Annotated in this window: 22 protein-coding genes; 11 read left to right on the top strand and 11 right to left on the bottom strand. The window is 34.3% G+C overall.

The window, feature by feature from the left end:
* Positions 1-133: 133 nt before the first annotated feature.
* A complete protein-coding gene (locus EV145_RS01405; protein ID WP_133523453.1) occupies positions 134-1126 on the top strand; it encodes a Gfo/Idh/MocA family protein in 993 nt (330 codons plus the stop codon).
* Positions 1127-1309: 183 nt separating this feature from the next.
* On the opposite strand, the gene EV145_RS01410 is transcribed toward EV145_RS01405, so the two are convergent.
* Together EV145_RS01410 and dnaE are read right to left on the bottom strand one after the other, a co-directional pair.
* Positions 1310-2281, bottom strand: a complete 972-nt coding sequence (locus tag EV145_RS01410) for an outer membrane beta-barrel protein (protein WP_133523454.1) — start codon at positions 2279-2281, stop codon at positions 1310-1312.
* Between the two features lie 177 nt (positions 2282-2458).
* On the bottom strand, positions 2459-6997 hold the full coding sequence (dnaE, locus tag EV145_RS01415; RefSeq protein ID WP_133523455.1) for a DNA polymerase III subunit alpha: 4539 nt from the start codon (positions 6995-6997) through the stop codon (positions 2459-2461).
* A gap of 476 nt (positions 6998-7473) precedes the next feature.
* Here dnaE and EV145_RS01420 point away from each other — a divergent pair, with 476 nt between their 5' ends.
* From EV145_RS01420 to leuB, 7 genes are all read left to right on the top strand, one after another.
* Positions 7474-8277 (top strand): SDR family oxidoreductase, encoded by an 804-nt coding sequence (locus EV145_RS01420; RefSeq protein WP_133523456.1) that lies wholly within the window; start codon positions 7474-7476, stop codon positions 8275-8277.
* 73 nt (positions 8278-8350) lie between these two features.
* Positions 8351-9271, top strand: coding sequence for a helix-turn-helix domain-containing protein (locus EV145_RS01425; RefSeq protein ID WP_133523457.1), 921 nt, complete (start codon positions 8351-8353; stop codon positions 9269-9271).
* 518 nt (positions 9272-9789) lie between these two features.
* A complete protein-coding gene (leuC, locus tag EV145_RS01430; RefSeq protein WP_133523458.1) occupies positions 9790-11184 on the top strand; it encodes a 3-isopropylmalate dehydratase large subunit in 1395 nt (464 codons plus the stop codon).
* Positions 11185-11353: 169 nt separating this feature from the next.
* Complete coding sequence (leuD, locus tag EV145_RS01435) at positions 11354-11950, top strand: 3-isopropylmalate dehydratase small subunit (RefSeq protein ID WP_133523459.1); 597 nt, start codon at positions 11354-11356, stop codon at positions 11948-11950.
* 133 nt (positions 11951-12083) lie between these two features.
* Complete coding sequence (locus EV145_RS01440) at positions 12084-12872, top strand: methyltransferase domain-containing protein (protein WP_133523460.1); 789 nt, start codon at positions 12084-12086, stop codon at positions 12870-12872.
* 43 nt (positions 12873-12915) lie between these two features.
* Positions 12916-14436, top strand: a complete 1521-nt coding sequence (locus EV145_RS01445) for an alpha-isopropylmalate synthase regulatory domain-containing protein (protein ID WP_133523461.1) — start codon at positions 12916-12918, stop codon at positions 14434-14436.
* Positions 14437-14665: 229 nt separating this feature from the next.
* Positions 14666-15727 (top strand): 3-isopropylmalate dehydrogenase, encoded by a 1062-nt coding sequence (gene leuB / locus EV145_RS01450; protein ID WP_133523462.1) that lies wholly within the window; start codon positions 14666-14668, stop codon positions 15725-15727.
* Positions 15728-16005: 278 nt separating this feature from the next.
* On the opposite strand, the gene EV145_RS01455 is transcribed toward leuB, so the two are convergent.
* Both EV145_RS01455 and EV145_RS01460 read right to left on the bottom strand, forming a co-directional pair.
* Positions 16006-16356 (bottom strand): RNA recognition motif domain-containing protein, encoded by a 351-nt coding sequence (locus tag EV145_RS01455; protein WP_071635993.1) that lies wholly within the window; start codon positions 16354-16356, stop codon positions 16006-16008.
* Between the two features lie 132 nt (positions 16357-16488).
* The gene (locus tag EV145_RS01460; RefSeq protein WP_133523463.1) at positions 16489-16968 is read right to left on the bottom strand and encodes a DUF6252 family protein; all 480 of its coding nucleotides are present in this window, start codon (positions 16966-16968) and stop codon (positions 16489-16491) included.
* Positions 16969-17163: 195 nt separating this feature from the next.
* Here EV145_RS01460 and EV145_RS01465 point away from each other — a divergent pair, with 195 nt between their 5' ends.
* The 3 genes from EV145_RS01465 (at position 17164) to EV145_RS01475 (ending at position 19058) form a co-directional block, all read left to right on the top strand.
* Positions 17164-17730, top strand: a complete 567-nt coding sequence (locus tag EV145_RS01465; protein ID WP_133523464.1) for a 30S ribosomal protein S16 — start codon at positions 17164-17166, stop codon at positions 17728-17730.
* 15 nt (positions 17731-17745) lie between these two features.
* Complete coding sequence (rimM, locus tag EV145_RS01470) at positions 17746-18270, top strand: ribosome maturation factor RimM (protein ID WP_133523465.1); 525 nt, start codon at positions 17746-17748, stop codon at positions 18268-18270.
* A gap of 80 nt (positions 18271-18350) precedes the next feature.
* Positions 18351-19058 carry a tRNA1(Val) (adenine(37)-N6)-methyltransferase gene (locus tag EV145_RS01475; RefSeq protein WP_133523466.1) on the top strand — a complete coding sequence of 236 codons (708 nt, stop codon included), beginning with the start codon at positions 18351-18353 and terminating at the stop codon, positions 19056-19058.
* A 2-nt stretch (positions 19059-19060) separates the two neighbouring features.
* Here the strand turns inward: EV145_RS01475 and EV145_RS01480 are convergent, their stop codons facing one another.
* From EV145_RS01480 to EV145_RS22515, 7 genes are all read right to left on the bottom strand, one after another.
* Positions 19061-20320: a carboxypeptidase-like regulatory domain-containing protein gene (locus EV145_RS01480; protein ID WP_133523467.1), complete on the bottom strand. Its 1260-nt coding sequence runs from the start codon at positions 20318-20320 to the stop codon at positions 19061-19063.
* The gene (locus tag EV145_RS01485) at positions 20320-21951 is read right to left on the bottom strand and encodes a S41 family peptidase (RefSeq protein ID WP_133523468.1); all 1632 of its coding nucleotides are present in this window, start codon (positions 21949-21951) and stop codon (positions 20320-20322) included. The genes EV145_RS01480 and EV145_RS01485 overlap by 1 nt, the downstream gene beginning before the upstream one ends.
* A gap of 44 nt (positions 21952-21995) precedes the next feature.
* Entirely contained in the window at positions 21996-23291 is a 1296-nt protein-coding gene (locus EV145_RS01490; RefSeq protein ID WP_133523469.1) for an HlyD family secretion protein, read from the bottom strand.
* A 3-nt stretch (positions 23292-23294) separates the two neighbouring features.
* The gene (locus tag EV145_RS01495; RefSeq protein WP_133523470.1) at positions 23295-25487 is read right to left on the bottom strand and encodes a peptidase domain-containing ABC transporter; all 2193 of its coding nucleotides are present in this window, start codon (positions 25485-25487) and stop codon (positions 23295-23297) included.
* A 296-nt stretch (positions 25488-25783) separates the two neighbouring features.
* Positions 25784-25966 carry a hypothetical protein gene (locus tag EV145_RS01500; protein WP_133523471.1) on the bottom strand — a complete coding sequence of 61 codons (183 nt, stop codon included), beginning with the start codon at positions 25964-25966 and terminating at the stop codon, positions 25784-25786.
* A 361-nt stretch (positions 25967-26327) separates the two neighbouring features.
* A complete protein-coding gene (locus EV145_RS01505) occupies positions 26328-26516 on the bottom strand; it encodes a hypothetical protein (RefSeq protein ID WP_133523472.1) in 189 nt (62 codons plus the stop codon).
* Between the two features lie 84 nt (positions 26517-26600).
* Positions 26601-26768 (bottom strand): hypothetical protein, encoded by a 168-nt coding sequence (locus tag EV145_RS22515; protein WP_208110882.1) that lies wholly within the window; start codon positions 26766-26768, stop codon positions 26601-26603.
* Positions 26769-26817: the final 49 nt, after the last annotated feature.

A 26817-nucleotide genomic window follows, 5' to 3' on the forward strand; every position in this document is an offset into this window, starting at 1 on the left:
ATTAAAATGATTTTCTAATCTGTGTATTTGTTTTTCGTCACGAATTCTATGAATTTCCACGAATTAAATTAGCGGAAATTAATGTAATTCGTGAGAAACCTTTTTTAAATTTGAGAAACTTAAAACTTTAACCATGAAAATTATAAAATGGGGAATTATAGGCTGTGGCAACGTGACTGAAGTAAAAAGCGGACCCGCATTTCAAAAAGCTCCAAATGCAGCTTTAGTAGCAGTTATGCGAAGAGATGCCGCACTTGCTGAAGATTATGCTAAACGCCATAATGTTCCGAAATGGTATTCGAATGCAGTTGATTTAATAAATGATCCAGAAGTCGATGCGGTTTATATTGCAACTCCTCCATCTTCTCATAAAGAATACACGATTTTGTGCGCCAAAGCAGGAAAACCGGTTTATGTTGAAAAACCAATGGCGCTGAATTTTGACGAATGCAATGAAATGATCAGTGTTTGCAAAGAGCATAATGTTCCTTTGTTTGTCGCTTATTACCGAAGAGCATTGCCACGATTTTTAAAGATAAAAGAAATAATCGACCAAGGAAAATTAGGAAACATCAGACACGTAAATTGCGTTTTATACCATCCTTTTGAAGAACGTTATGATGACGAAATCAATCTTCCGTGGACGGTTTTACCTTCTATTTCAGGCGGAGGAATTTTTGTGGACTTGGCCTGTCATACTTTAGATTTTCTGGATTTTGTTTTAGGTCCGATAAAATCAGTGCGTGGGCATGCGACTTCTCAGCTATTGGCATATCCTGCCGAAGATGCTGTTTCAATGTCATTTTTATTCGAAAACGGAATTCACGGTTCTGGAATATGGAATTTTGCCAGTTTCGAACGTTACGACAATACGGAAATTGTAGGCGATAAAGGAAAAATATCATTTTCAACTTTTGGGAATGACCCAATTCATATTCAATATGCAGATGGAGAAAAAGAAAGTATTTTAATCGAAAATCCATTACATATCCAACAGCCTTTTATTGAAACTGTAATTGCCGAACTTTTAGGAAATGAAGATGCTTCTCCATCAAAAGGAATTTCTGGCGCCAGAACAACTTGGGTTATTGATGAAGTTTTGAAGGAATTTAGAAGTTTGAAATAATAATATGACAGTGTAGTGTTGTCATCCTGAGGAACAAAGGATTACAGATGGAACTCGGCAAAGATTATCGATTCTCTTTGAGGAATCTCTGGTGTGATCCTTCGTTCCTCAGGATGACAGACATAAAAAAAGGATATTCTCACGAATATCCTTTCTTCAAAAAACTATAAAACTTCTATAAAATTATAGGCTGTATTTAACACCAACTGTTAATCCTAAACCAGAAATACCAACAAAAGAACTTAACTCATCCATTGCCTCGTTAGGTCTAGTTGTATCAGACGTATCTGTTGTAGCAGTATTAGGATTAAATAAAGGGTTGTTAGAATTTACATCTAAACCTTTGTGATAATTTGTATGAATCTGAGATGCGTTTCTTGTTGACAAAGCATCTGCTCCATTTACTGTATATTCTGTCGTTTCTTTAGTTTTTCCGTGTACAGTAAAGTTACGGTATTCTAATTCAGCAAAAGCAGAGATATGTTTTCCTAATTTGTAAGATGTACCTAAAGCAGCCATAAATCCAATTGTTGGATTTGGTTTTACAACATCTTTAGAATAAACATTAGATGTGCTTACAACATTATTACCTACATAAGATAAAAACTGTCTATCTGTTTTTATATCCAATGTTCCATGAATTGGAACAATAACACCAACTTTAGTGTATGGTTCAAAACCATGAGCTTCTCCTAAGAACATTACAATTGCAGGAGCTAAATCAAAAGCTTTAATTTGCCCTTCAGCAGTAAAACTAAGATACGTAGCTACAGTTGTAGTTGGATTATATGAATAAAGTCTATCTGTAGTCTGAGCCATAGTTTTACTATTACTGATATAGTAGTTAGCTGACATTTCAACTCCTAAACGTGTAGAAAAACGGTAACCAGCAGTAATCCCACTTCTAAAACCTTGTCCAAAAGAACCTGTTATACTTTCTCTTGAAACTAATTTATTATTTGTTAAAGTTCCTGAATAAACATCTCTGTTTGGCGCCTGACCTCCAACTTCTGGAAACTCAGTAGAAGCAGTTTGGTTGAAATAAGATCCACCCAATTTAAAGTACCAGCTTTCTGGTTTATCTGCTTTTTCTGTTTGCGCCATTGTAGCCATAGAGCAAACTAATAATCCTAATAAAAATAGGTTCTTTTTCATAATTCTGATTTAATTAATTTATACAAACTTAGAATATTTTAACATATTCTTTTGGTCTGTGATGTTAGACTTGGAACGAAATCGTTGTAATTTCGGGCAATATTACTAAAAAAGTATTATGCGTGCATATTTTTAACATTAAAATTTTAGATTCTATTAAATTTTAACTGTTAAAATTTAGTTCAGCTTAAAATTGATCTGCATTTTCTCCAATTCCTCTAATAATTCAGCAGAAATTTTAACCTTTAATCTTCGGCTTGGCATAGTTAATTTAGTTACTACTTTGACTTCTTCGATCTCTTTCATTTCCTGCATTTTAGCCTCTCCCGAAACTGATTCATTATCATCATTGTCATCTTCAAAAACAGCATCTTCGCTATCTTCAAATTCACTTGTTGTTTCAATCTCTACTAAACGCTTAACATTTTCGATTTCCATGATATCAAAACTCACGGTATTATCGCCTTTATTTTCATTGAATAAATGACTTAACTTATGAATAAACTCAGGTTGCAGATCTTTGATATTTAACAACAGAATCAGTTTTTTAGCAAAAGCTTCTAAAATATCCTGAAGCTGTCTTATCTCGACAAACTGCATTCTAGGATCTGATTTTTTTCCGGTATCATGATTTACCCAGCCATCTTTTATTAAAATTTTCAGGTACGCAAAATTATTTTGAATCAAGAAATGGCGGAATTTTAAATATTCTTCTCCAAAAATCTTAAACTCATAACTTTCGTCATATCCTTCTAAATTAAATACAGCCCAGCCTTTTCCGTTTTTAGCCACACGGTGCTGTACGTTATTAATGATTCCGGCAAAATTTAGATTTTTACCCACATATTCATTCATACTTTTCAGCGCTTCTAATCTTGCGTTACAGAAGTATTTCATCTCAAATCTAAAATCATCAAGCGGATGTCCGGAAATATAAATCCCGACAACTTCTTTCTCTTTGGCCAGTTTTTCCATTGTACTCCAGTCTTCGCATGGAGGCACAACTGGTTCAGCAATTTGCACTTCGCTTGCTTCACCAAACAAACTTACCTGAGACGAGTTTTCATTTTCCTGAAATTTCGATCCGTAACGTATCGCCTTTTCGTAGAAAGTAATTCCGTCTCCATCATCATGAAAATATTGCGCTCTTGTAGTTCCTTCAAAAGAATCAAAACCTCCTGCAAGCGCTAAATTTTCAATTGCTTTTTTATTAGCAGCACGAAGATCAATTCGCTTCGCTAAATCAAAAATGGATTTATATCTTCCGTCTTTTCTGTTTTCTACAATCGTTTCTACAGCTCCGGAACCAACACCTTTAATCGCTCCCATTCCGAAACGAACAGCATAATCATCATTTACGGTAAATTTATAGTACGATTCATTTACGTCTGGGCCCAAAACTTGTAATCCCATACGTTTACATTCTTCCATAAAGAATGATACTTGTTTGATATCATTCATATTATTTGAAAGTACCGCCGCCATATATTCTGCCGGATAATGCGCTTTCAAATAAGCAGTTTGATAAGCAATCCAAGCATAACAAGTCGAGTGCGATTTATTAAAGGCGTAACTCGCAAAAGCTTCCCAGTCTTTCCAGATTTTCTCTAGAACCTTGGCATCATGCCCTTTTGCCGATGCTTGCTCAACGAACTTCGGCTTCATTTTATCCAGTACGTCTTTTTGCTTCTTACCCATCGCTTTACGCAAAACGTCGGCCTCACCCTTTGTAAACCCGGCCAAAGACTGAGACAAAAGCATTACCTGCTCTTGATAAACGGTAATTCCGTAGGTTTCTCCTAAGTATTCCTCACAGGCATCTAAATCGTATTTGATTTCTTCGTCACCGTTTTTTCTTCGAACGAAAGACGGGATATATTCTAAAGGTCCCGGACGATAAAGTGCATTCATGGCAATTAAATCCCCAAAAACTGTAGGTTTTAGATCTTTCATGTATTTCTGCATCCCAGGTGACTCATATTGGAAGATTCCAACGGTTTCACCTCTTTGGAAAAGTGCATACGTTTCAGGATCATCAATTGGAAATGTATCAGGATCCAGATCAATATTTGTTCTGTATTTTACCAGTTTTACAGTATCTTTTATCAGTGTAAGGGTCTTCAGACCCAAGAAGTCCATCTTCAGCAATCCGGCACTTTCTGCAACCGAGTTATCGAACTGTGTTACGTATAAATCAGAATCTTTTGCAGTGGTAACCGGAACATAATTCGTAATATCCGACGGTGTAATGATTACCCCGCAGGCGTGAATTCCCGTGTTACGCATTGATCCTTCAAGGATTTTTGCCTGCTGAATAGTTTCTCCTGCCAAATCATCTTCATTGGCAATAGCAATCAGTTCTTTTACATTATCAAATTCATCAGATCGAAGGGCTTTTTTAACCTCATCTTCGTTTTCAGAAATAAAACGCGCCAAATTCCATTTTGAAGGCATCATTGCCGGAATCAATTTGGCAATTCTATCGGCCTCAAATAATGGCAAATCCAGTACACGCGCCGTATCACGAATTGCCGATTTGGTTGCCATTTTACCATACGTGATAATCTGCGCAACCTGTTTTTGACCGTATTTATTGATTACGTAATCCATTACACGCCCACGGCCCTCATCATCAAAGTCGATATCAATATCGGGCATGGATACACGGTCAGGATTTAGGAAACGCTCAAAAAGCAAATCGTATTTAATTGGGTCAATATTGGTAATTCCGAGGCAATACGCAACCGCCGATCCGGCTGCAGATCCACGACCAGGACCAACCGATACGTCCATTTTTCTAGCCTCGGCAATGAAATCCTGTACAATCAAAAAGTAACCTGGATATCCTGAATTTGAAATCGTTAATAACTCAAAATCCAGACGTTCCTGAATCGATTCTGTGATTTCGCCATATCTTTTTGCTGCACCCACCATTGTAAGATGGCGCAAATATTTATTTTCGCCTCGAACACCACCATCAGCCTCATCTTCAGGCACTACAAATTCCTGCGGAATATCAAATTTTGGAAGCAATACATCTCTGTAAAGCGAATATCCTTCAACTTTATCAACGATTTCCTGAATGTTGATAATAGCTTCAGGCAAATCAGAAAAGAGTTTTTTCATCTCTTCTTCCGACTTGAAATAATATTCCTGATTTGGTAATCCGTAGCGATAACCACGGCCACGGCCAATAGGTGTTGCCTGCTTTTCACCGTCTTTTACACAAAGTAAAATATCGTGCGCATTGGCATCTTCTTTATTTAAATAATAGGTATTGTTTGTCGCAATTAATTTGACATTATGCTTTTGCGCAAATTCAATCAGGGTTTTGTTAACACGATTTTCATCTTCCTGATTGTGACGCATTACTTCTAAATAGAAATCATCACCAAATTGCTCTTTCCACCAAATCAAAGCTTCTTCGGCTTGGTTTTCACCGATATTCAGAATTTTACTCGGAATTTCTCCGTATAAATTTCCGGACAAAACCATGATATCTTCCTTGTATTGTTCGACGATTTTGCGGTCAATTCTCGGCACATAATAGAATCCATCTGTAAAAGCGATCGACGACATTTTAGCCAGATTATGATATCCGTTTTTATTTTTGGCTAACAATACAACTTGATTTCCGTTGTCCTTTTTACTTTTATCCAAGTGGTTGTCGCAAACATTAAATTCGCAACCCACGATTGGTTTAATTTCGGTTTCCGTTGGTTCTTCACCCGCTTCAACCAAAGCTTTATTTTTTCCAGATGCAGCTTTGTTGTGGTTCATAACGGCACTCACAAAGTGAAAGGCCCCCATCATGTTTCCAGTATCTGTCATGGCAACAGCCGGCATTCCATTTTTGGCTGTAGCTGCAACAATATTTCCAATACCGATTGTCGATTGAAGAACCGAAAACTGTGTATGATTATGTAAATGCGAGTATTTTGCTGCTTTAAAATCGGCTTTATCAGATTCTGAAACCGTAGTTTGTTTGTCATCAGATTGTAAAGCTTTTATTTGCTCTCTGATTTTGTCAGAAGCTGCTTTTAAATTGATGTGCTTTAAACCAATTAATGGAAATTCCTGTGGATTTCTTTCTTGAAATTCTTTGAAATAATCCTTCGGAACATCTAATTCTTCTTTGGTAAAAACTTCTCTTCTAATTAATTCTAAAAAACAACGCGTAGTTGCCTCAACGTCGGCAGTTGCGTTGTGCGCTTCCGCGAAAGGTTTATTAAAAAGGTAACTATGTAATTCTGTTAAAGTTGGTAATTTGAATTTTCCTCCACGCCCTCCAGGAAGTTGTAACAACGAAGCTGTAACTTCGGTACAAGTATCTAAAACCGGCATGGTACTCATTGGAGAATCCACTCCCATTCTATGGAATTCGGCTCCCATAATATTAACGTCGAAACCTAAATTCTGACCGACAATAAATTTGGTTTTGCTTAGAGCTATATTGAATTTCTCCAAAACTTCGGCCAGCGTGATTCCATCGGCTTCAGCCAATTCAGTCGAAATTCCGTGAATACGCTCGGCATCATAAGGAATATTAAATCCTTCTGGTTTTACCAAATAATCCTGATGCTCAATAAGCTGTCCCATTTCGTCATGCAATTGCCACGCGATCTGAATACAGCGAGGCCAGTTATCAGAATCGGTTATCGGGGCATCCCAGCGTTTTGGCAATCCGGTTGTTTCGGTATCGAATATTAAATACATAGAGTTGTAAAAAGTCAAATTTAAAAATCTCAAATTCCAAATCTTACATATTGCAACACATTGACAATATGAAACATAACAAAATGCGAAATGAGAAATGGAAGAAGTTCAAATTTACGCTTTTTTTACAGAAATAACGAAACTAAAGTTGTTAACAAAAGCATCAAATAAAACTGTCAAATGCAATTCTTAAAATTTTAAACACATAGAAACACAGATTTTAGTTTTGTAAAAAAGAGACTTTAGAAAATATAGATTTTCACACATAGCTATGTGTATTTTAAATAAGTGAAACACCTTTGTTGACAAAGAAAAACTATGTTTCTATGTGTTGAAATAACTAAACCCAAAGTTTTTAATCCAAAAAACTTCGATTATTCATTTTGGATACTCATTACACCAAAATGAACACTTTTAAACTCCACTGTATCCTGAACTTTGCTTCATCAAATTATAACAATTAAAAAATAATAATCATGAAAACAATTTTTATCACAGGCGCATCATCAGGTTTAGGAAAAGCAACAGCAAAATTATTCCACCAAAAAGGATGGAACGTAATCGCAACAATGAGAAATCCTGAAAAGGAAACAGAACTTTCTAGTCTAAAAAATGTAACGCTTTTACCTTTAGACGTTACGAATTATGACCAAATACAAAGCACGGTTCAAAAAGCTATTGCATTAAGCAATATTAATATCGTTTTTAATAACGCCGGATATGGATTAATTGGCCCTTTGGAGAGTCTTTCAGACGATCAAATTACAAAACAATTAAACACTAACTTGTTAGGAGTAATTAGAGTTACGAATGCTTTTATTCCGTATTTCAGAGAAAAAAGAAGCGGCTTATTTATTTCAACTACTTCTATTGGCGGATTGATTTCTTTTCCTTTAGGTTCTGTATATCACGCAACAAAATGGGGGTTAGAAGGCTGGAGCGAAAGTATGGCTTACGAATTGAATCCGTTTGGAATAAATATCAAAACGGTTTCTCCGGGCGGCATCAAAACCGAATTTCTACACGGTTCGCTTGATACTGGTGTTAAACCTGAATATCAAGCAATGGCAGACAAAATGTTTGAAAATGTCGATGCAATGTTTGAAATGGCATCAACTCCAGAACAAATTGCTGATGTAGTCTATGAAGCTGCAACAGACGGAAAAACCAAGCTGCGATATGTGGCTGGAGAAGATGCAAAAGCGCTTTACCAACAAAGGCTAGAGCAAGGAGACGAAGTTTTCCGTACGGCATTTGGCAAACAATTTTTAGGAGCATAATTTACTACTGATACCGTTCAGGTTTTGATAATCTGTGCGGTATTCGTTTTTGATTTTTTTATACATTTATATCATGGAAAAGAAAAACCACAATCCGTCGAGACTTTCTTCTATATCTCAATTTCATAGTTTATTTCGGTTACCAAAACCGCTGCATCCTATGATTAGTCTGGTTGATAATACCAAACTGTTTATCAATGCCGAATTGACAAATAATGCTTTTCTACTCGATTTCTATAAAATATCTTATAAATATTCTACTAACGGAAAAATGGGTTACGGTCAGGGTTACTATGATTTTAATGAAGGCGGATTAATGTTTACTTCTCCTAATCAATTGATTTTTACTGATAATGAAGAAGGAACCGAATATTTTGGTTTTACGCTGTTTTTTCATCCGGACTTTATTAGAAATTATCCTTTAGGGAAAAACATCAAAAAGTATGGTTTTTTCTCCTATGACACCAATGAAGCGCTGCATCTTTCTGACAGCGAAAAAACAACCATTCTAGGTTTATTAGATAGTATTGATAACGAACTACATACGGCAATTGACGAAATAAGTCAGGATGTAATTGTTTCATATATTGATGTTTTGCTGAACTACAGTAATCGTTTTTACAAACGCCAATTTATTACCCGAAAAACAATCAGCAATGACTTATTGCTTAAAGTAGAAGATACTTTAAATGATTATTTCAATAATGCCGAAACTTTAAAAAAAGGTTTGCCTACAGTAGATTTTCTTGCTTCACAAATAAATGTTTCCAGTCATTATTTAAGCGATATGCTTCGCAATTTAACCGGACAAAATGCACAACAACATATTCATTCCAAACTAATTGAAAAATCAAAAGATTTTTTGATGACTACCAATCTTTCGGTAGCAGAAATTGCCTATCAATTAGGTTTCGAATATCCTCAATCGTTTAGTAAGCTTTTTAAAAAGAAAACTAGCCTGACACCATTAGAGTTTAAAAACTCTTTAAATTAATCTTCAAAATTATTCTTGTCAAAAAAGCAGTTTTTGTCTTAAAAAAGTATAAAATTACATAAAATTACACTTCTTGGATGTCGTAGTATTTAGATGATTTATTGAATCTAAATAACGTCTTAAAAACTTCTTTAAAAGCCTTCAAAAACCAAAAAAGCATCCTTTTCAAAAAGAAATCAAAACTAGCAATTATTACTATTTTTGTTTAATTTGTTACATTTTTTCAAATTAAATCCTATATTTTATAGTGATTTTGCGATAAATTTGCAAACTATTAAAACAAAAAACAATTAAAGAAAATTAAAGCCGAAAAAGAAAAAGTAAATCCGTTTCACAATCATTTTTCTTTCAAAATTTAAGCTGCAAAAGCGGTTTCGCAATTTGTATTTTAGTTTGGGTATCGTATATAATGAAATATTGAAATTGACGCCTTTGTATCTTTTTTTACTTTTGTTTTGCTATTATAATGAACAGGAAATTGCTGTGGTTATAGAAATTACAATTAAAAAAAATAAAAAATGAGTAAGACATTATTTGACAAAGTATGGGATTCACATGTAGTGCGTAAAATTGAAGATGGACCAGATGTGTTTTTTATTGACCGCCATTTCATTCACGAAGTTACGAGTCCTGTTGCTTTTTTAGGATTAAAAGCCAGAGGCGTTAAGGTATTGTACCCAGAGCGTACTTTTGCAACTGCAGATCACAATACACCAACCATAAACCAACATTTACCAGTTCAAGACGCTTTATCAGCAAATCAGCTTAAAGCCCTTGAAGACAATGCAACTGAATACGGAATTTCGCACTGGGGATTAGGTCACCAAAAAAATGGTATTGTACACGTAGTAGGTCCTGAAAACGGAATTACCTTGCCAGGTGCTACTATTGTTTGTGGAGATTCACACACTTCTACTCACGGTGCTTTTGGCGCAATTGCTTTTGGTATTGGAACTTCTGAGGTTGAGATGGTGCTTTCTACTCAATGTATCATGCAACCGAAACCAAAGAAAATGCGTATCAACGTAAATGGTCAATTGAGCAAAGGTGTTGGTCCAAAAGACGTTGCTCTTTATATTATTGCGCAATTAACTACTTCTGGAGGAACAGGTTATTTTGTTGAATACGCAGGAGATGTTTTCGAAAACATGACTATGGAAGGTCGTATGACGGTTTGTAACCTAAGTATCGAAATGGGTGCTCGTGGAGGAATGATTGCTCCTGACCAAACTACTTTCGATTTCCTTGAAGGAAGATTATATGCTCCAAAAGGTGAAGCTTGGACTAAAGCTGTTGAATACTGGAAAACTCTAAAAACCGATGCTGATGCTGTGTTTGATGCAGAATTAAACATCAAAGCGTCAGATATTGAACCAATGATTACTTATGGTACAAACCCTGGAATGGGAATTGGTATCACAAAACATATTCCAAACGCCAACCAAGTTGAAGGTGGTGAGGAAACTTACAAGAAATCGCTTGCTTACATGGGCTTCAATGAAGACGATGTAATGATTGGAAAACAAATCGATTATGTTTTCTTAGGAAGTTGTACAAACGGACGTATTGAAGATTTTAGAGCTTTTGCTGAAATTGTAAAAGGAAGAAAAAAAGCAGATAATGTTACCGCTTGGTTAGTTCCGGGTTCTCACGTTGTTGAAGCTCAAATTAAAGAAGAAGGTATTTTAGATATTTTAACTGAAGCTGGTTTTGTATTGCGTCAGCCTGGATGTTCAGCATGTTTGGCAATGAACGATGATAAAGTTCCAGCTGGAAAATATGCAGTGAGTACTTCAAACAGAAATTTTGAAGGTCGTCAAGGTCCTGGTTCAAGAACATTATTAGCAAGCCCAATTATGGCTGCCGCTGCTGCTGTTACAGGGAAATTAACTGACCCTAGGGAATTATTTTAATTCCCGCCGTAAGCTTTAAGCAATAGGCTTTAAGCTTCTAACAATTTTAAAAAGGCTTACAGCTTATAGCTAATCGCCTAAAGCAAAAAAATATAAAACGCTGTGCAAAAAGCTTAAAGCATACAGCTTATAGCCTAAAGCAGAAAAACAGCCTAAAGCAAAAAAAACAATGGCATACGATAAATTTAATATACTTACTAGTAGTGCTGTGCCACTACCAATTGAGAACGTAGATACAGATCAAATCATCCCAGCTCGTTTCTTAAAAGCTACAAAACGTGAAGGTTTTGGAGACAACCTTTTCAGAGACTGGAGATACAATGGAGATGATACTCCAAAAGCTGATTTCGTTTTAAACGATTCAACTTACAGCGGAAAAATATTAGTTGGAGGAAAAAACTTCGGTTCAGGATCTTCAAGAGAACATGCTGCGTGGGCAGTTTACGATTACGGTTTTAGAGCTGTAGTTTCTAGTTTCTTTGCTGACATCTTCAAAGGAAACTGTCTGAATATTGGTGTTTTGCCAGTTCAGGTTAGCCCTGAATTTGCTGATATAATCTTCAAAGCAATCGAGGCTGATCCTAAAACAGAATTAGAAATCAACTTGCCAAACCAAACTATTACTTTATTGGCAACTGGTCAATCAGAATCTTTTGCAATCAACGGATACAAAAAGAACAACATGATCAATGGTTTTGACGACATTGATTATTTACAAAATATTAAGGAAGATATTGTGGCTTTCGCCGATAAACTTCCTTACTAAAAAGAAATCTCATTCAGTCTATTAGGCCCGACAGGTTTCAAAGCTTGTCGGGTCTTTCTAAATGAAATCGATCGAAAGAATATTTAAGAAAATAATCCGACAAAAAAATAAGTTTTAAATAATCCTATTGTAAATGAAAGGCAATAAACATATTGAAAGAGACGAAAATGCAACGAAAATATTCAACGATAGAAATTTAGCCAAAAATTATAGAAATCTGACTCAGATTTTACAACCCGGAATAACCGTTTTAGATATTGGCTGCGGAACAGGTTCAATCTCAAGAGACATTGCAAATAATATTGGCCCAAACGGAAAAGTTATTGGCATTGACAATACAGAAAGCTTTATAAAAAGCGGTCGGGAATCTTATCAATCAGTTGCTAATTTAGAATTAATTGCTGTTGATTTATTTGATTACAACCCGGATATAAAATTCGATTTAATTGTTTCCGCGAGAACATTGCAATGGTTAAGCAATCCGAAAGAAGCTTTAATAAAAATAAAATCATTATTGAAGCCAAACGGTCAAATATCAATTCTGGATTATGATCACACCAATTTAATCTGGAATCCGTTGCCACCGGAAAGCATGCAGGAGTTTTATAAAACTTTTTTAAAATGGAGGGCCGATGCCGGAATGAATAATAAAATTGCCGAAGATCTGCCTCAATTATTACAAGAAGTAGGTTTTCATTCTATTGAAAAAATAAATTCAGATGAAGTTTACAAAGAGGGAGATGCTGATTTTAAATCGAAAATAGGTATTTGGTCTAAAGTTGCAGGTTCTAAACAAATGGTCGAAGAAGGCTATCTGGAAGAAGAATTAAGATTGAAGGCAATCGAAGAATACGATAACTGGATAGAAAATTCAGCCCTTTCGATGACAATGAAACTAAACGAAGTAAGGGGGAAAATATAAAAATAACTATAATTCACTTTTTAAAGAAATATAGAAAATCAATATGGAAAAAAGAAAAATTGAAATAATGGATACGACGCTTCGTGACGGTGAACAAACCTCAGGAGTATCATTTTCTGCTGCAGAAAAATTAACCATTGCGCAATTGTTGTTGGAGGAATTAAATATTGATAGAATCGAAATTGCTTCTGCCCGCGTGAGCGAAGGAGAATTTCAAGCCGTAAAAGGCATTACAAGCTGGGCTGAAGAACGAGGTTACATCAACCGAATTGAAGTACTTTCGTTTGTAGACGGAGGAGTTTCTATTGAATGGATGAAAAAAGCCGGTGCCAAAGTACAGAATTTATTGACCAAAGGCTCAATGAATCACTTAACGCATCAATTAAAAAAAACTCCGGAACAACACTTTTCTGAAATTGCACAAATCATTGCTTTAGCGAAAGAAAACAATATTGAAACTAATGTTTACTTGGAAGACTGGAGCAACGGAATGCGAAATTCTCAAGATTATGTTTTTCAATTTTTAGACTTCTTGTCAACGCAGCCAATTAAAAGAATTTTACTTCCTGATACTTTGGGCGTGTTAATTCCGTCACAAGCTTTTGAATTTATTTCAAAAATAAGAACTAAATACCCAAACATACATTTTGATTTTCACGCACATAACGATTACGACTTAAGTGTTGCCAATGTTATGGAAGCCGTAAAAGCAGGCATAAACGGACTTCATGTAACGGTAAACGGAATGGGAGAACGCGCAGGAAATGCCCCACTTGAAAGTACAGTAGCCGTTATAAATGATTATTTGCCAGAAGTAAGCATCAATATAAAAGAAACTTCTTTGTATTCTGTAAGCAAACTAGTTGAAACTTTTACCGGATATAGAATCCCAGCTAATAAACCAATTGTTGGCGATAATGTTTTTACGCAAACTGCAGGAATTCACGCTGACGGAGACAATAAAAACAATTTATATTTTAATGATTTGCTTCCGGAACGTTTTGGAAGAAAACGAAAATATGCCTTAGGAAAAACTTCAGGAAAAGCCAATATCGAAAAAAATCTTCAGGAACTAGGTTTGAAATTAAATCAAGAAGATTTGAAATTAGTAACCCAAAGAATCATCGAATTGGGTGATAAAAAAGAAACCGTTACTAAGGAAGATTTGCCATACATTATTTCGGATGTTTTGGACAGTCATACTTACGAAGAAAAAATAAAAATTGAGTCCTATATATTAGTACACTCAAAAGGAATGCGTCCGTCAACGACTTTATGCTTAAAATTCGGCGATGAAATCATCGAAGAAAACGCACAAGGCGATGGTCAATTTGATGCTTTTATGAATGCTTTAGCAAAAATTTACAAAAGCAAAAAACTAACCCTTCCAAAATTGATTGATTATGCAGTGCGAATTCCACCAGGAAGTAGTTCTGACGCTTTGTGCGAAACAATCATCACCTGGGTAAACAACGAAAAAGAATTTAAAACAAGAGGATTAGATTCAGATCAAACCGTTGCAGCGATTATTGCGACACAAAAAATGTTGAATGTAATCGCCTAAGATACTAAGTTGCTAAGGTTCTAAGATACTAAGATTTTATCTTTGAACTTATAATCTTAAAAACTCAGAATCTTAAAAAAATATCAAGTTACTAAGCTTACTAAAAAAACTTAGAACCTTAGAAACTCATCACCTAAGAACCTTTAAAAAAATTATAAATGAAGATTCTGACATACTAAGAAAAAACTTAGAATCTTAGAAACTCAGAGTCTTAGAAACTTAAAAAATAATGAAATTAAACATAGCCCTTTTAGCCGGAGACGGAATCGGACCAGAAGTAATCAATGAAGCTGTAAAAGTTTCTGATGCTATTGCAAAAAAATTCAATCACGAAATAACTTGGACTCCTGCTTTGACTGGAGCTTGTGCAATTGATGCTGTTGGAGTTCCTTATCCTGATGAGACTCACGAAATTTGCATGAAAGCCGATGCTGTTTTATTTGGAGCAATTGGGCATCCAAAATATGATAACGATCCAAGCGCACCAGTTCGTCCGGAGCAGGGATTATTATTGATGCGTAAAAAATTAGGATTGTTTGCCAATGTGCGTCCAACATTTACTTTTCCTTCTCTAATTGATAATTCTCCTTTAAAAAGAGAAAGAATTGAAGGAACTGATTTGGTTTTCTTAAGAGAATTAACTGGCGGAATTTACTTCGGAGAAAAAGGAAGAAAAGATGGTGGAGAAACTGCTTTTGACAACTGTGTTTACACAAGAGCGGAAGTACAGCGTTTAGCTAAAAAAGGTTTTGAATTAGCCATGACAAGAAGTAAAAAACTTTGTTGTGTTGATAAAGCAAACGTTTTGGAAACTTCACGTTTATGGAGAGAAACGGTTCAGGCAATGGAAAAAGATTATCCTGAAGTTACTGTTTCTTATGAATTCGTTGATGCTGTTGCAATGCGTTTGGTGCAATGGCCAAACTCTTATGATGTATTGATTACTGAGAATTTATTCGGAGATATTTTGACTGACGAAGCTTCTGTAATTTCAGGTTCAATGGGATTAATGCCTTCTGCTTCTGTTGGAGAACATACTTCATTATACGAACCAATCCACGGATCTTATCCTCAGGCAACAGGATTAAATATTGCTAATCCGTTAGCGACTATTTTATCTGCAGCAATGATGTTCGAAGATGCTTTCGGCTTAAAAGACGAAGCTGAAGCGATTAGAGCCGTTGTAAATAAATCATTAGAACAAGGAATTGTTACTGAAGATTTAGCTCCGAAAGGATCAAAAGCATACAAAACAAGTGAAGTTGGTGACTGGCTTGTAGCGAATCTATAGTTTTATTTGTTTCAGGTTTCAAGTTTCAAGTTATTGTTGGAACGTGAAACCTGAAACTTATATTTAATTTTATTCTATGTAGAACAAAAATGTGTCTTCGCTTTGCGTTAGATGCACTGCTGTGCATCTCTACGGAAAACATCCTTAAAAAATGGCAAACAAAAGTTTCAGTTTTCCAACTTGAAACCTGAAACAAAATAAACCTGAAACTTGAAACATTTAAACAAAAAAAAGGGATCAACTTTCGTTGATCCCTTTTATATTTTAGAAAAAAAATATTAATATCCTCCTCTGTTTCCACCACGGTCGTTTCCACCACGGCTGTTTCCGTAACCTCCGCGAGAATCACCTCCACGGTTGTTATTGAAACTTCTTCTTTCGCCTTCCGGTTTTGGTTCAGATTTATTAACAACAATTGAACGACCTTGAACAGTAGCACCGTTCAATTCATCAATTGCTTTTTGAGCTTCAGCATCGTTTGGCATCTCAACGAAACCAAAACCTTTGCTTCTTCCAGTAAACTTATCAGTGATAATTTTAACTGAATCTACTGCTCCATAAGCCTCGAAAGACTCTCTTAAATCTGCTTCCTCAATACTGAATGGAAGGCTTCCAACAAAAATGTTCATATGTACTTATTTATAATATGTAGCAAATGTAGTCTTATTTTTCTGTAATCTACTATATATTAGTTTATTTATGTTTTTATTTAGATTTACAAAAGATCTTTCAATAAAAACAATAAGGCTCAGAAGACAAACTTAATATTCTAGTGTTGGCGTAATAGGAATTTTATAAAAAACCCCTTCTGTAAAAGTAATTTTTGGATTTTCAAGATCTGTTGCATCATTATTTATAGCAGTAAACTTAAAAGTGCCTGAAATGGTCTTATTTTCACTGTCAAGATCTGTAATCACAATTTGACCACTGCCCTTTTTTGTGCCGGTTGAAAATTTTGGGTTATCATCCTGAAAAACATTTGAATAAGAAGCTGTTTTTATATCATCAACACCCAAAATATAAGTTCCTGGCGCTGAAGAAGGAAGTTTAAATGTTACAGCATCAGGTCCTAACTGACCTGAAATTATGAAAGATCCATCTCTAGTATATGATGTGTAAGCATTAGCTCTCCAGAAAACATTGTCCTTTAAGCCTTGAAATGCGGGATTATTAAATTTTATATCTTCAGTGCATGAAACAGCAACAAAAAGAAGTAATAAAAAATAAAAGTATTTTTTCATGTTTCGTGGATTTGATGCAAAAGTATTGCATTTGAAATAAATATCTAAAAATTCGACTCAAAAACAATAAAAAAACAACCAAAATCTGTATCAGCAATATTTAATATTATTTGGAACGCATATTTCATAAAAAAATTATATCTTTGCGCCCTTAATTAACAGAGGTCGAGAACCTCAAAATTTAATCATAAGATTATGTCAGTAAAAATTAGATTACAAAGACACGGTAAAAAAGGAAAACCTTTTTACTGGGTTGTAGCTGCAGATGCACGCTCAAAAAGAGATGGTAAATACTTAGAAAAAATCGGTACTTACAATCCAAACACAAACCCAGCAACTGTTGAGTTAAACCTTGACAGCGCAGTTAAATGGTTGCACAATGGTGCTCAACCAACTGATACTGCTAGAGCAATCCTTTCTTACAAAGGTGCTTTATTGAAACACCACCTTGATGGAGGTATCCGTAAAGGAGCTTTAACTCAAGAGCAAGCAGACGCTAAATTAGCAGCTTGGTTAGAGGCTAAAGCTGGAAAAGTTGATGCTAAAAAAGATGGTTTATCAAAAGCACAAGCTGATGTTAAAGCTAAAGCTTTAAAAGCTGAACAAGAAGTTAATGCTAAGCGTTTAGCTGCTGCAGCTCAGGCTGAAGCTGATGCTATTGCTGCTGCAACTGCTGCTGAGGCTACTGAAGAAGTTGCTGAAGTTGAAGCTGCTGAAGAAGCACCAGCTGCTGAAGAGAATAACGAAACAACTGAAGCATAATTTTACTTGGCGATAATGCGTAAAGAAGAATGTTTTTATTTAGGTAAAATCGCTAAAAAATTTAGTTTCAAAGGTGAAGTTCTGATCTATTTAGACACAGACGAACCTGAGTTATACGAAAATCTGGAATCAGTGTTTGTTGATCACAACAAACACTTGGTTCCTTTTTTTATTGAAACAAGTTCTTTACACAAAAACGACTTTCTGAGAGTTCGTTTTGAAGATGTAAATACCGAAGAAGATGCAGATGCCTTGGTTGGAAATGCTGTTTATCTTCCTTTAACAATGTTGCCAAAACTTACCGGCAACAAATTCTATTTCCACGAAGTTATCGGTTTTGAAATTGAAGACCAGCGTTTAGGCGTTTTCGGAAAAATCACTTCCATTAATGACTCTTCTGCTCAACCTCTTTTTGAAGTTTTGAATGGTGAAGTAGAAATATTAATTCCAATGATCGACCATTTCTTAGTAAAAATTGACCGAGAAAACAAAAAGGTTATCATGAACCTTCCTGAAGGACTGGTAGAAATGTACCTTTAGTTTAGATTTTTAGACTTCTTAGATTGTTGGATTTTTAGATTTTATTATAAATTCAATTGCAAACTTATAAATAATTCCGAATGTTTCAATTCAAGCAATTTTCTGTAAAACAAGACAAAACCGCTATGAAAGTTGGGACTGACGGGGTTTTATTAGGCGCTTGGGCTCCAATTCACCATAATCCGTTTAGTGTTTTAGATGTTGGTGCAGGAACTGGAATTATTGCTTTAATGTTGGCACAGCGAACTCATGCTCAACAAATTGATGCGCTTGAAATTGATGAAGACGCATATGAACAAGCAGTCGAAAATTTTGAAAATTCACCTTGGGGCGACCGATTATTTTGTTTTCATGCCGGTTTAGATGAATTTATTGAAGAACCGGAAGATGAATACGATTTAATTGTTTCAAATCCGCCATTTTATGCTGAAGATTATAAAACCGAAAACGAACAACGTGATTTAGCACGATTTCAAGATGCAATGCCTTTTGAAGAAATTGTTGAAGCAGCCGATTTATTACTTTCTGAAAATGGAATTTTAGCCCTAATTATTCCTTTTAAAGAAGAAGAAAAATTTATCGCTTTGGCAAAAGAATTCGAATTATTTCCAATCAAAATTACGCGTGTTAAAGGAACTTCAAAATCTGAAATTAAGCGCAGCTTATTGGCTTTTAGCCGAAATGAAATCTCTGATGTTGAAATCGATGAATTAACAATCGAAATTGACAGACACGTTTATACGCCTGAATATATTGAGCTGACTAAAGATTTTTATTTGAAGATGTAATTCTAAAATTCCATCTTTTTATTTTCTATAATAAAATTATTATTGTTCCAATATTCTAAATCTTCAATAACCTTTACATCTAATTTTAAACGATCAATTGGTCGTTTTATAGCTAAAATATTTTCTGTACCAATATCTTCTGACATTAAATCATAATTAGAATTTACAATACTAATTTGCGTTTTACTTAGCATTGAAAAATAATTGCTTTCTATTTTTTCATTACAATAATTAATAAAATAGCGTCCGTTGACGTTTTTGTAGGTCTGGGTAATTTTCAATGAAGATTCTATTACAATATCGTCATTATCATTCGATCTTTCTCTCTTCAAAACAACATACTGTTCAAATTTTACAATAGCAAAAGAATCTGTCTCAACATAAATAAATCCAATTGCTGATTTTGGTGCTGGATTTCCAAAACCGCTTGTAAAAACAGTAGGATTCAAATTTGTAAAACTAATTACATAGACATTTTTACCGCCATAAGTTGTAGTGCCTTCTTTTTTTAATTCAAAATCTTTAGTTTGATAAAGCAAATTCTGATTGCTCAGCATTATATTTCTAAAAATAACTATTCCAAAATACCCAATTCCTTTCCAATTTTCAATTGTTTCTGAATTAACTTTTTTCCGTAATTGCAATATTTCTCCAAAATAATTAGCAGCAGCATCATCAGAAACTTTAATTCCGTTTGGACTATAGGTGTTAATTGATGCTTCTTCGTTTATTGTAAAAATGCTGTCTTTAATGGTTTGTGCTCTGAAAAAAAACTTCTGATTAAATGGTTTTTGATAATAGTTATTCTCAATATTCTCTTTTGCTTTTTTTAAAATTGTTGTCGCAGATAAACTTTTGGATTTCTTTTTAGAGGAAGCAACAACCATTTCATTTAATGAAACCTCAACATTTGCCTCTTTCTTTAATTTAATATGCAGTGATTTATTTTGGAGCTTTTCGAGTTCAGAAACCATAACCGTATCTGAAAAATATCCTAAAGCCGAAATAATCAATTTATCATTAAAACTGCTTTTCGAAATATTAAATTGAAAATTCCCTTCTGAATTTGCCACCACGCTTTTATTGCAATTAAGAAGATATAGATCTGCATTTGCAATTACAGCATTCGATTCTGAATCTCTAATGGTTCCAAAAATGCTAAAAGTGTCATATAAATTCTTCGTTTTTTGCGAGTACAAAACGGATTGCAATAACAAAAAAGTTATTACAATCCCTTGTTTAATTTTTCTACTCGAATGCATTATTTCCCGTTTTTAGCAAAAAGAATTGCTCGATCCAAAACCTCATCTTTTCCTTGTTGAATTCCTAGAATAGTTGGCTTCACTTCAATGTCAGGAACAATTCCTATTCTTTGTGTTTCTTTCTTGTCAGGATAAAAAACGCCGTAAGTTGTAAAAGAAGTCCAAATACCTTTTATAATTTCGAATCTGTAATTTGCTCCGTCTGAACCTGCAGTTTGACTTCCAATTATAGTAGTTTTTGGAGCAACTTTTAGTGTCATGGCTGTAAATTCAGAATGACTTATTGATTTTTCATTCACCAAAAGAATAACATCTCCTTTATAATAATCAGGATTAATTTTTCCACAGGGCGTATCTTCTTTTCTCCAAATATAGCGTCCCGGAGAACTTAAATCAGCATCAATAGATTTTACAAAATTTTTCGGTTCTGGATTTAAATATTCTGCAATTGCAAAATTAGTTCCCTGAGGGTAGTTTCGAATATCAAATATAATAGCTTTCGCATTTTTAAACTGCTCCATCATAGCTGGAACATCATCTGGAGTTAATACAGCCAAATTAGCATAACCTATATTATTCTCTAAGAATTTATATTTCTCACTTTTATTCTCGTAATTAATATTTAAATCTTTATACTCATATTTATTTATTGTCTTTTTTGCCGTTTTATCATTCCGTATAAATTCAATTTCACTAACATTTGTACGACTATAAAAAATTGGATATTCATTGTTTAAAATTGCAGCATAATTGGACCCTTCAATGTATTTTTGATTCTCTTTTATAAGATCCCCAATTGATTTCCCTTCTATTTTAGTAATGATATCTCCTATTCTAATATCATTTATTTTACATAAAGATTCGTTTTTGAATCCGGTAACAATTGCTTTATCATCAATAATTTTAGCATCAAAAGAAATCCCGTGACGTCCAAAAATATCAAATAATTTATTTGCCCCAAATAAGGCATGCGTATCATTTAGTTTTGCACTAAATTCTTTTAAAGACAAATAATAATCTGCTTGTGAAACAGGATTAATTGTTCTAGGTAAAAATTCAATTAGGGTCAAATCCCAGTTTTGATCCATTTGATATTTGTATGGAAAAAAATATTCAACATAGTTCCAGAAACGAAACAAAAGTAGAAGTCGAAAGTTTTTATCTTTATCATCGAATTCGTTGTATTCTACTTCATTTCTGAATTCAATTCCCTTTTCCACATAATATTGTTTCCCCTGAATTTTATTTTGCTCAATAAATTTGAGTTTTTGAGAAAGGCTCTTAGAAAAAAAGTTAGCATCTTGTGTCCACGAAAGATCGAAGTTTTTGTCAAAATAATCAATTTCTTCACTTGAGATTTCAGCTTTATAAGCTTCAACTTTTCCTAAAGAAGAAATCCATTTTTCTAAAACATTTGAAAATTCCATATCCGTTTTTGCTTCTTCTACTTTGGGTAATATTTTAAAAAGCTGTTCATCCCAATCAAAATTTCCACTAGCTACATTTGGATGATAATATTTTAAAAATCCCCAGACTTTGCAAGTTGCTGCTAACTTTTGGGTTTCGCTTATAGGTTTTGAAAAAGAACTTTGAAATAATAATAAAAAAACGACAAGAAGAATCTTCTTCATTTAGTGAGTGGTTTATTCGTTTAGTTATTAGCTTTGGGTTAGTTTTAAACTTGTTCAAATATACTTTTAAACTGATACAATATTCTTTCTATTAATCGTAAATCTTCGGTCACAATTTCAGCTCTTCCTTTCATTTCCTGCTGAAAAACAATCTGTTTTTTATAGGAAGTTTCGAGTCCGTTTGGCAAAGCGACATCGAGCAATAAATTTCCGTCTTTGTCCGGCACTAGCGAAATATTTTTAATTGTGCCTTTTAAAACACCAAATTCTCGATCTGGATAATTTGCTAGACGAATATTTACGCGCTGTCCAACTTTTATTTTGCCCGAGTTTAATGTCGGAGCTTTTACTTTACCGATAAAACCATTTTTTGCATCAGGAATAATCGAAAATACATTATCACCAACATTAATAGTCTGATTTTCATTCCAAACCTGCAAAAAAGTAACTACACCGCTGATTGATGATTTTAGCGTATAAGCCAATTCCCAGTCTTTGATCACTTTTTTGAGCTGAAAAAATGACTGTGCCATGTTTCGGCCGAGATTCACCTCTTCTTTTGTGCTGCTTATCTGCGAATTTTGACTCAATTTTGTATTGTCGATCAAAGCCGATTTTAACTGTGAAATCGAAGTCAAAAGGCCCTTATAATTTTTTTGTGCCTGAAGATAGCCCAGTTTTTTCGCTTCCATTTCCTGTGCCGAAATAATTCCTTTATTGAATAAAGTTTCAAATCGTGCCATTTCATTTTTTTGAAGCTGCAATTCACTTTCATTAAGTATTTTTTGCTGTTGCAGAATTTCCAATCGTTCTTTTATCTGCACTTTTTCTGAAATCTGCGCTCTATTTTCTACTTCAAAAGGCTGTAGATCTTCGTTTAATTGTTCTGCCTCATAATCTTTCTGAAATACGGCATAAGCACTTTCAATTTCGCCTAATTGCAAATTCTTTAAGACCGCAAAAGGAAATACCTTTTTTGAATCATTAACATTATAGCCTTCAACAATGCTTTTCAGTAAAAAAACATCTTTGTAATTTGCTGTATTTTCAATTATGGCAAGTGTTGTATTTTTTGAAATCGTCGTTTTGTCTTTGACCAAAATAGCCTCAATTCGCCCTGAAGATTTAGATACAATTTTTTCAGGCGGAATATTCGTTGTAATAACAATTTCAGTATTTACAACATCTGGGTATTTTACAAACCAAGAAACAAAAAACAACATCATTATGATAATAAAAATAAGAACAGTTCCCCATCTGATCATCCAGTGAGGCACTTTAGTGAGAATGTCTTGTACTTCTTCACTTCTTAATTCTAATGTATTATGATCTTCGGCCATAATTTAATTTCCTAATTGGAGCTGGTTTTTAACGAGTTCAAAATAATTCCCTTTTTGCTCAACAAGAGCCGAGTGATTTCCAATTTCAATAATTTTTCCTTTATCCAAAACCACAATCTGATCAGCATTCATAACAGTACTCAATCGGTGCGCAATGACAATTACTGTTTTGTCTTTAAAGAAAATATCCAGTTTCTGCATAATTTCCTTTTCATTATTAGCATCTAACGCCGATGTTGCTTCATCAAAAAACAAAATCTCTGGGTTTTTATACACTGCTCTGGCAATCAGTAATCGCTGTTTCTGCCCACTACTCATTCCAATTCCTTCGGCTCCAATTTTTGTATTATAGCCCAGGGGAAGCTCACTTATATATTCTTTAATATTAGCAACATCTGCTGCATAAATGAGACGCTTTTTATCAATTTTATCAACTCCAAAGGCAATATTATTAGCAATAGTATCACTAAAAATGAAACCTTCCTGCATAACCGCGCCAATATTTGATCGCCATGCCTTTTGCGAAATATTTCTAAGCTGCGCATTTCCTATTGTAATTTCCCCTTTTTCTGGTTCGTAAAATTTCAATAAAAGCTTCATCAAAGTTGTTTTTCCACTTCCGCTTGTACCCACAATCGCGGTTACCTTATTAGCCGGAATTATTAAGTTTAAATCTTTTAAAACCGGAATATCTGATCCTAAATAGCGGTAACTCACATTTTTAATTTCAATAGCAGCATCATAAGGCACATCGCTTGACTGATGATCTTCCTGTTCTGTTTCGTCTTGTTTTTCATGAATTTCAGATAATCTTGCCAATGATATTTTAGCATCCTGAAGCTCTCTTACAAATTCAATAAGCTGCGTTATTGGTCCGTTTAAACTCCCGACAATCGAACTGATCGCTAACATTACACCCAAAGTTATTGAGCCATCTATCACCAACTTAGCCGATAAAAATATGATAAAAATATTTTTCAACTCATTAATTACCGAAGAACCAATAGTTTGACTCTGTTCCAAAACCAAACCTTTGATCGAAACCCTGAAAAGTCTAGCCTGCACATATTCCCAGCCCCATCGCTTTTGTTTTTCGGCATTATGAAGCTTGATTTCCTGCATTCCGTTTATAAGTTCAATAACTTTGCTCTGTTCTTGCGAAACCTCAGCAAAACGCTTATAATCCAAAACTTCACGTCGTTTCAAGAAAAGTGTTATCCATCCAAAATAAAGCAGACTTCCGGCAAAAAAAACTAAAAAAATCTTCCAGTTAAAATAGGCCAGAACTGCACCTAAAACAAACATATTGATTACCGAAAACAAGACGCTCAAAGAAGATGTGGTCAGAATTTTTTCGATTCGGCGATGATCATTAATTCGTTGCATGATATCTCCCGTCATTCTTACATCAAAAAAGGATATTGGCAGATTCATCAGTTTGATGAAAAAATCTGAAATAAGAGAAATATTAATTCGGGTAGAAAGATGGAGCAATATCCAGCTTCTGATAAGCTCTAAACCTGTTCTTCCGGCAAAAAGAAATAATTGTGCAAAAAGGATCAGATAAATAAAATGGATATTCTGATTCTGAATTCCGATGTCAACAATACTTTGAGTCAAAAAAGGTGCAATTGCCATTATTAAACTGCTGGCAAGTAACCCAATGCTCAATTGCACCAAATACGATTTGTAGCGTATTAGATACTGTGCCAACAAGCCAAATCCTAAACCTTTATTATCTTCTTTATCAAAATCTGACTGGAAAAATTTTGGAGTTGCTTCCATCAATAATGCCACACCTTCCTTGGTCTGCTCGACCGCATTATTGCCAATCCACAGTTTTAAAAAATCCTGTTTATTATATTCAATTAAGCCAAAGGCTGGATCTGAAATATAGTACGTTCCTTTTTTAATTTTATAAAGAACGACATAATGATTTTTGTTCCAATGCAGTATACATGGCAAAGGCGCTTCTTCTAATCTTTCGGCACTTAATTTAACACCCAATGTTCTAAATCCGATTTTCTCGGCAGCATCGCTCAAAAAAAGCAAGTTGCTTCCTTCACGAGTTGTTTCGCTTGTATCCCGCAACTCCTGAATATTGACTGTCTTTCCGTAATGTTTAGCTATTATTTTTAAACATGTAGGCCCACAATCTTTAATGTCGGTTTGTTTATAATGGATGAATTTTTTCAATTTTTAATCATTTGCTAACTTGAGTGGTAAATTTTGGCTTTGCTAATGTAATATTTATCGCGCACTTTAAGAATTTTTTATTTCTCAAATTATCATTATTCAAAGTATTTAAAAATAAGTGAAACCATTCGCAAATACAATGTAAAACTATAGGATGAAAATCGTCTTTTGAGAAAACAATTGTGCAGAAAAAAAATAGAGAGGAAAAATTTTCCTCTCTATCAGATTTGTAAAAACCTGTTAAAAAAAAGATATCTCTCTTTCAATAATCAACAAGTTCATAGTATTTAAAATGTCTATTCACATGGCTCGTTAGGATCTGTCACGCAAATCCAATACGCTGGCGAGGTTGCTGTTCTTGGGCATCTTTTTGCAGTAGTATTTTCTTCGCAAATCGGTGCATTACCACCCTTAATTCCTATCTGCTCTTCTTTACTTAATTCAGCAGCTCCATGTAGTTCAAAAATTTTCTTTAACATAATGTGTGTTTTTTTGGGTTTTGTTACTGCTTCAATCCTTTTAAGACATTTGAAGCTTCTGTCTTTTCTTTTAAATCGTATTTCAGTCAGATAATTTCAAAAAAAAAGCAGTTAGAACACATTTTTCTTACTGCTCACAACTATTTCAATTATTTAATAACTTAATTTCTCTAGGATCTGCCACTGGTTAACCTAACCAAATAAAATCAACACAGCGGCGTCTTTCCTGAGAATCCCAACACCAATCATCAATATTGGGATATTTGCTCAATTTTCCACGATCGAGCGCCTATAAATTCAAAAAAAAACATGACTAAATTTTTGATAAGGCTTTATATTGTTTAATCTTAAAACTTACTGTTTAGCAACATAAACGGCCACTGCTGCAAATGCCTGGCAAAGTATCCATGGGACAAACGCCTCCGGCCGGTATTAATATGCATCCTGCTTCAATCGCCTGCACCCAGCATTCTGGAATACCTTTTATTGTTTTTTGCTCATTTTTACTGATTTTTTGAGCATGTTCGAGATTTAAAATTTTCTTAATCATAAATTTTAATATAATCTTTGTTGTCTCTAAATCATCTCTTACTTCAAAATCACTTCATTTAAGCCTAATTCTGGCCCAAAAACATTATCCAGCCACCAATGCGTCAGAATAATTCATTTCTAATGCAAAATAGTCTGTACAGTCTTCATATGACATTGATGACACATAATCCCATGCATTGCATCTCGAAACCGTCTCTTTTACGTAATTGCCCATGATCAATTTTTGCTCACTTGCACTTACTTCCTGCACTCCCTCTAGATTTAAAATATTTTTTAACATAACTCTGATTTTTTGTTTT

Source organism: Flavobacterium sp. 245, assembly GCF_004362055.1.
GTDB lineage: Bacteria > Bacteroidota > Bacteroidia > Flavobacteriales > Flavobacteriaceae > Flavobacterium.

Excerpts from the sequence above, each read along its gene's own strand:
- EV145_RS01465 (WP_133523464.1), top strand. The coding sequence starts at position 17,164 with ATGTCAGTAAAAATTAGATTACAAAGACACGGTAAAAAAGGAAAACCT.
- EV145_RS01500 (WP_133523471.1), bottom strand. The coding sequence starts at position 25,966 with ATGTTAAAGAAAATTTTTGAACTACATGGAGCTGCTGAATTAAGTAAA.
- EV145_RS01425 (WP_133523457.1), top strand. The coding sequence starts at position 8,351 with ATGGAAAAGAAAAACCACAATCCGTCGAGACTTTCTTCTATATCTCAA.
- EV145_RS01485 (WP_133523468.1), bottom strand. The coding sequence starts at position 21,951 with ATGAAGAAGATTCTTCTTGTCGTTTTTTTATTATTATTTCAAAGTTCT.
- EV145_RS01445 (WP_133523461.1), top strand. The coding sequence starts at position 12,916 with ATGGAAAAAAGAAAAATTGAAATAATGGATACGACGCTTCGTGACGGT.
- EV145_RS01490 (WP_133523469.1), bottom strand. The coding sequence starts at position 23,291 with ATGGCCGAAGATCATAATACATTAGAATTAAGAAGTGAAGAAGTACAA.
- leuB (WP_133523462.1), top strand. The coding sequence starts at position 14,666 with ATGAAATTAAACATAGCCCTTTTAGCCGGAGACGGAATCGGACCAGAA.
- EV145_RS01460 (WP_133523463.1), bottom strand. The coding sequence starts at position 16,968 with ATGAAAAAATACTTTTATTTTTTATTACTTCTTTTTGTTGCTGTTTCA.
- EV145_RS01455 (WP_071635993.1), bottom strand. The coding sequence starts at position 16,356 with ATGAACATTTTTGTTGGAAGCCTTCCATTCAGTATTGAGGAAGCAGAT.
- EV145_RS01405 (WP_133523453.1), top strand. The coding sequence starts at position 134 with ATGAAAATTATAAAATGGGGAATTATAGGCTGTGGCAACGTGACTGAA.
- dnaE (WP_133523455.1), bottom strand. The coding sequence starts at position 6,997 with ATGTATTTAATATTCGATACCGAAACAACCGGATTGCCAAAACGCTGG.
- EV145_RS01440 (WP_133523460.1), top strand. The coding sequence starts at position 12,084 with ATGAAAGGCAATAAACATATTGAAAGAGACGAAAATGCAACGAAAATA.
- EV145_RS01475 (WP_133523466.1), top strand. The coding sequence starts at position 18,351 with ATGTTTCAATTCAAGCAATTTTCTGTAAAACAAGACAAAACCGCTATG.
- EV145_RS01410 (WP_133523454.1), bottom strand. The coding sequence starts at position 2,281 with ATGAAAAAGAACCTATTTTTATTAGGATTATTAGTTTGCTCTATGGCT.
- EV145_RS01480 (WP_133523467.1), bottom strand. The coding sequence starts at position 20,320 with ATGCATTCGAGTAGAAAAATTAAACAAGGGATTGTAATAACTTTTTTG.
- leuC (WP_133523458.1), top strand. The coding sequence starts at position 9,790 with ATGAGTAAGACATTATTTGACAAAGTATGGGATTCACATGTAGTGCGT.
- rimM (WP_133523465.1), top strand. The coding sequence starts at position 17,746 with ATGCGTAAAGAAGAATGTTTTTATTTAGGTAAAATCGCTAAAAAATTT.
- EV145_RS01505 (WP_133523472.1), bottom strand. The coding sequence starts at position 26,516 with ATGATTAAGAAAATTTTAAATCTCGAACATGCTCAAAAAATCAGTAAA.
- EV145_RS01420 (WP_133523456.1), top strand. The coding sequence starts at position 7,474 with ATGAAAACAATTTTTATCACAGGCGCATCATCAGGTTTAGGAAAAGCA.
- leuD (WP_133523459.1), top strand. The coding sequence starts at position 11,354 with ATGGCATACGATAAATTTAATATACTTACTAGTAGTGCTGTGCCACTA.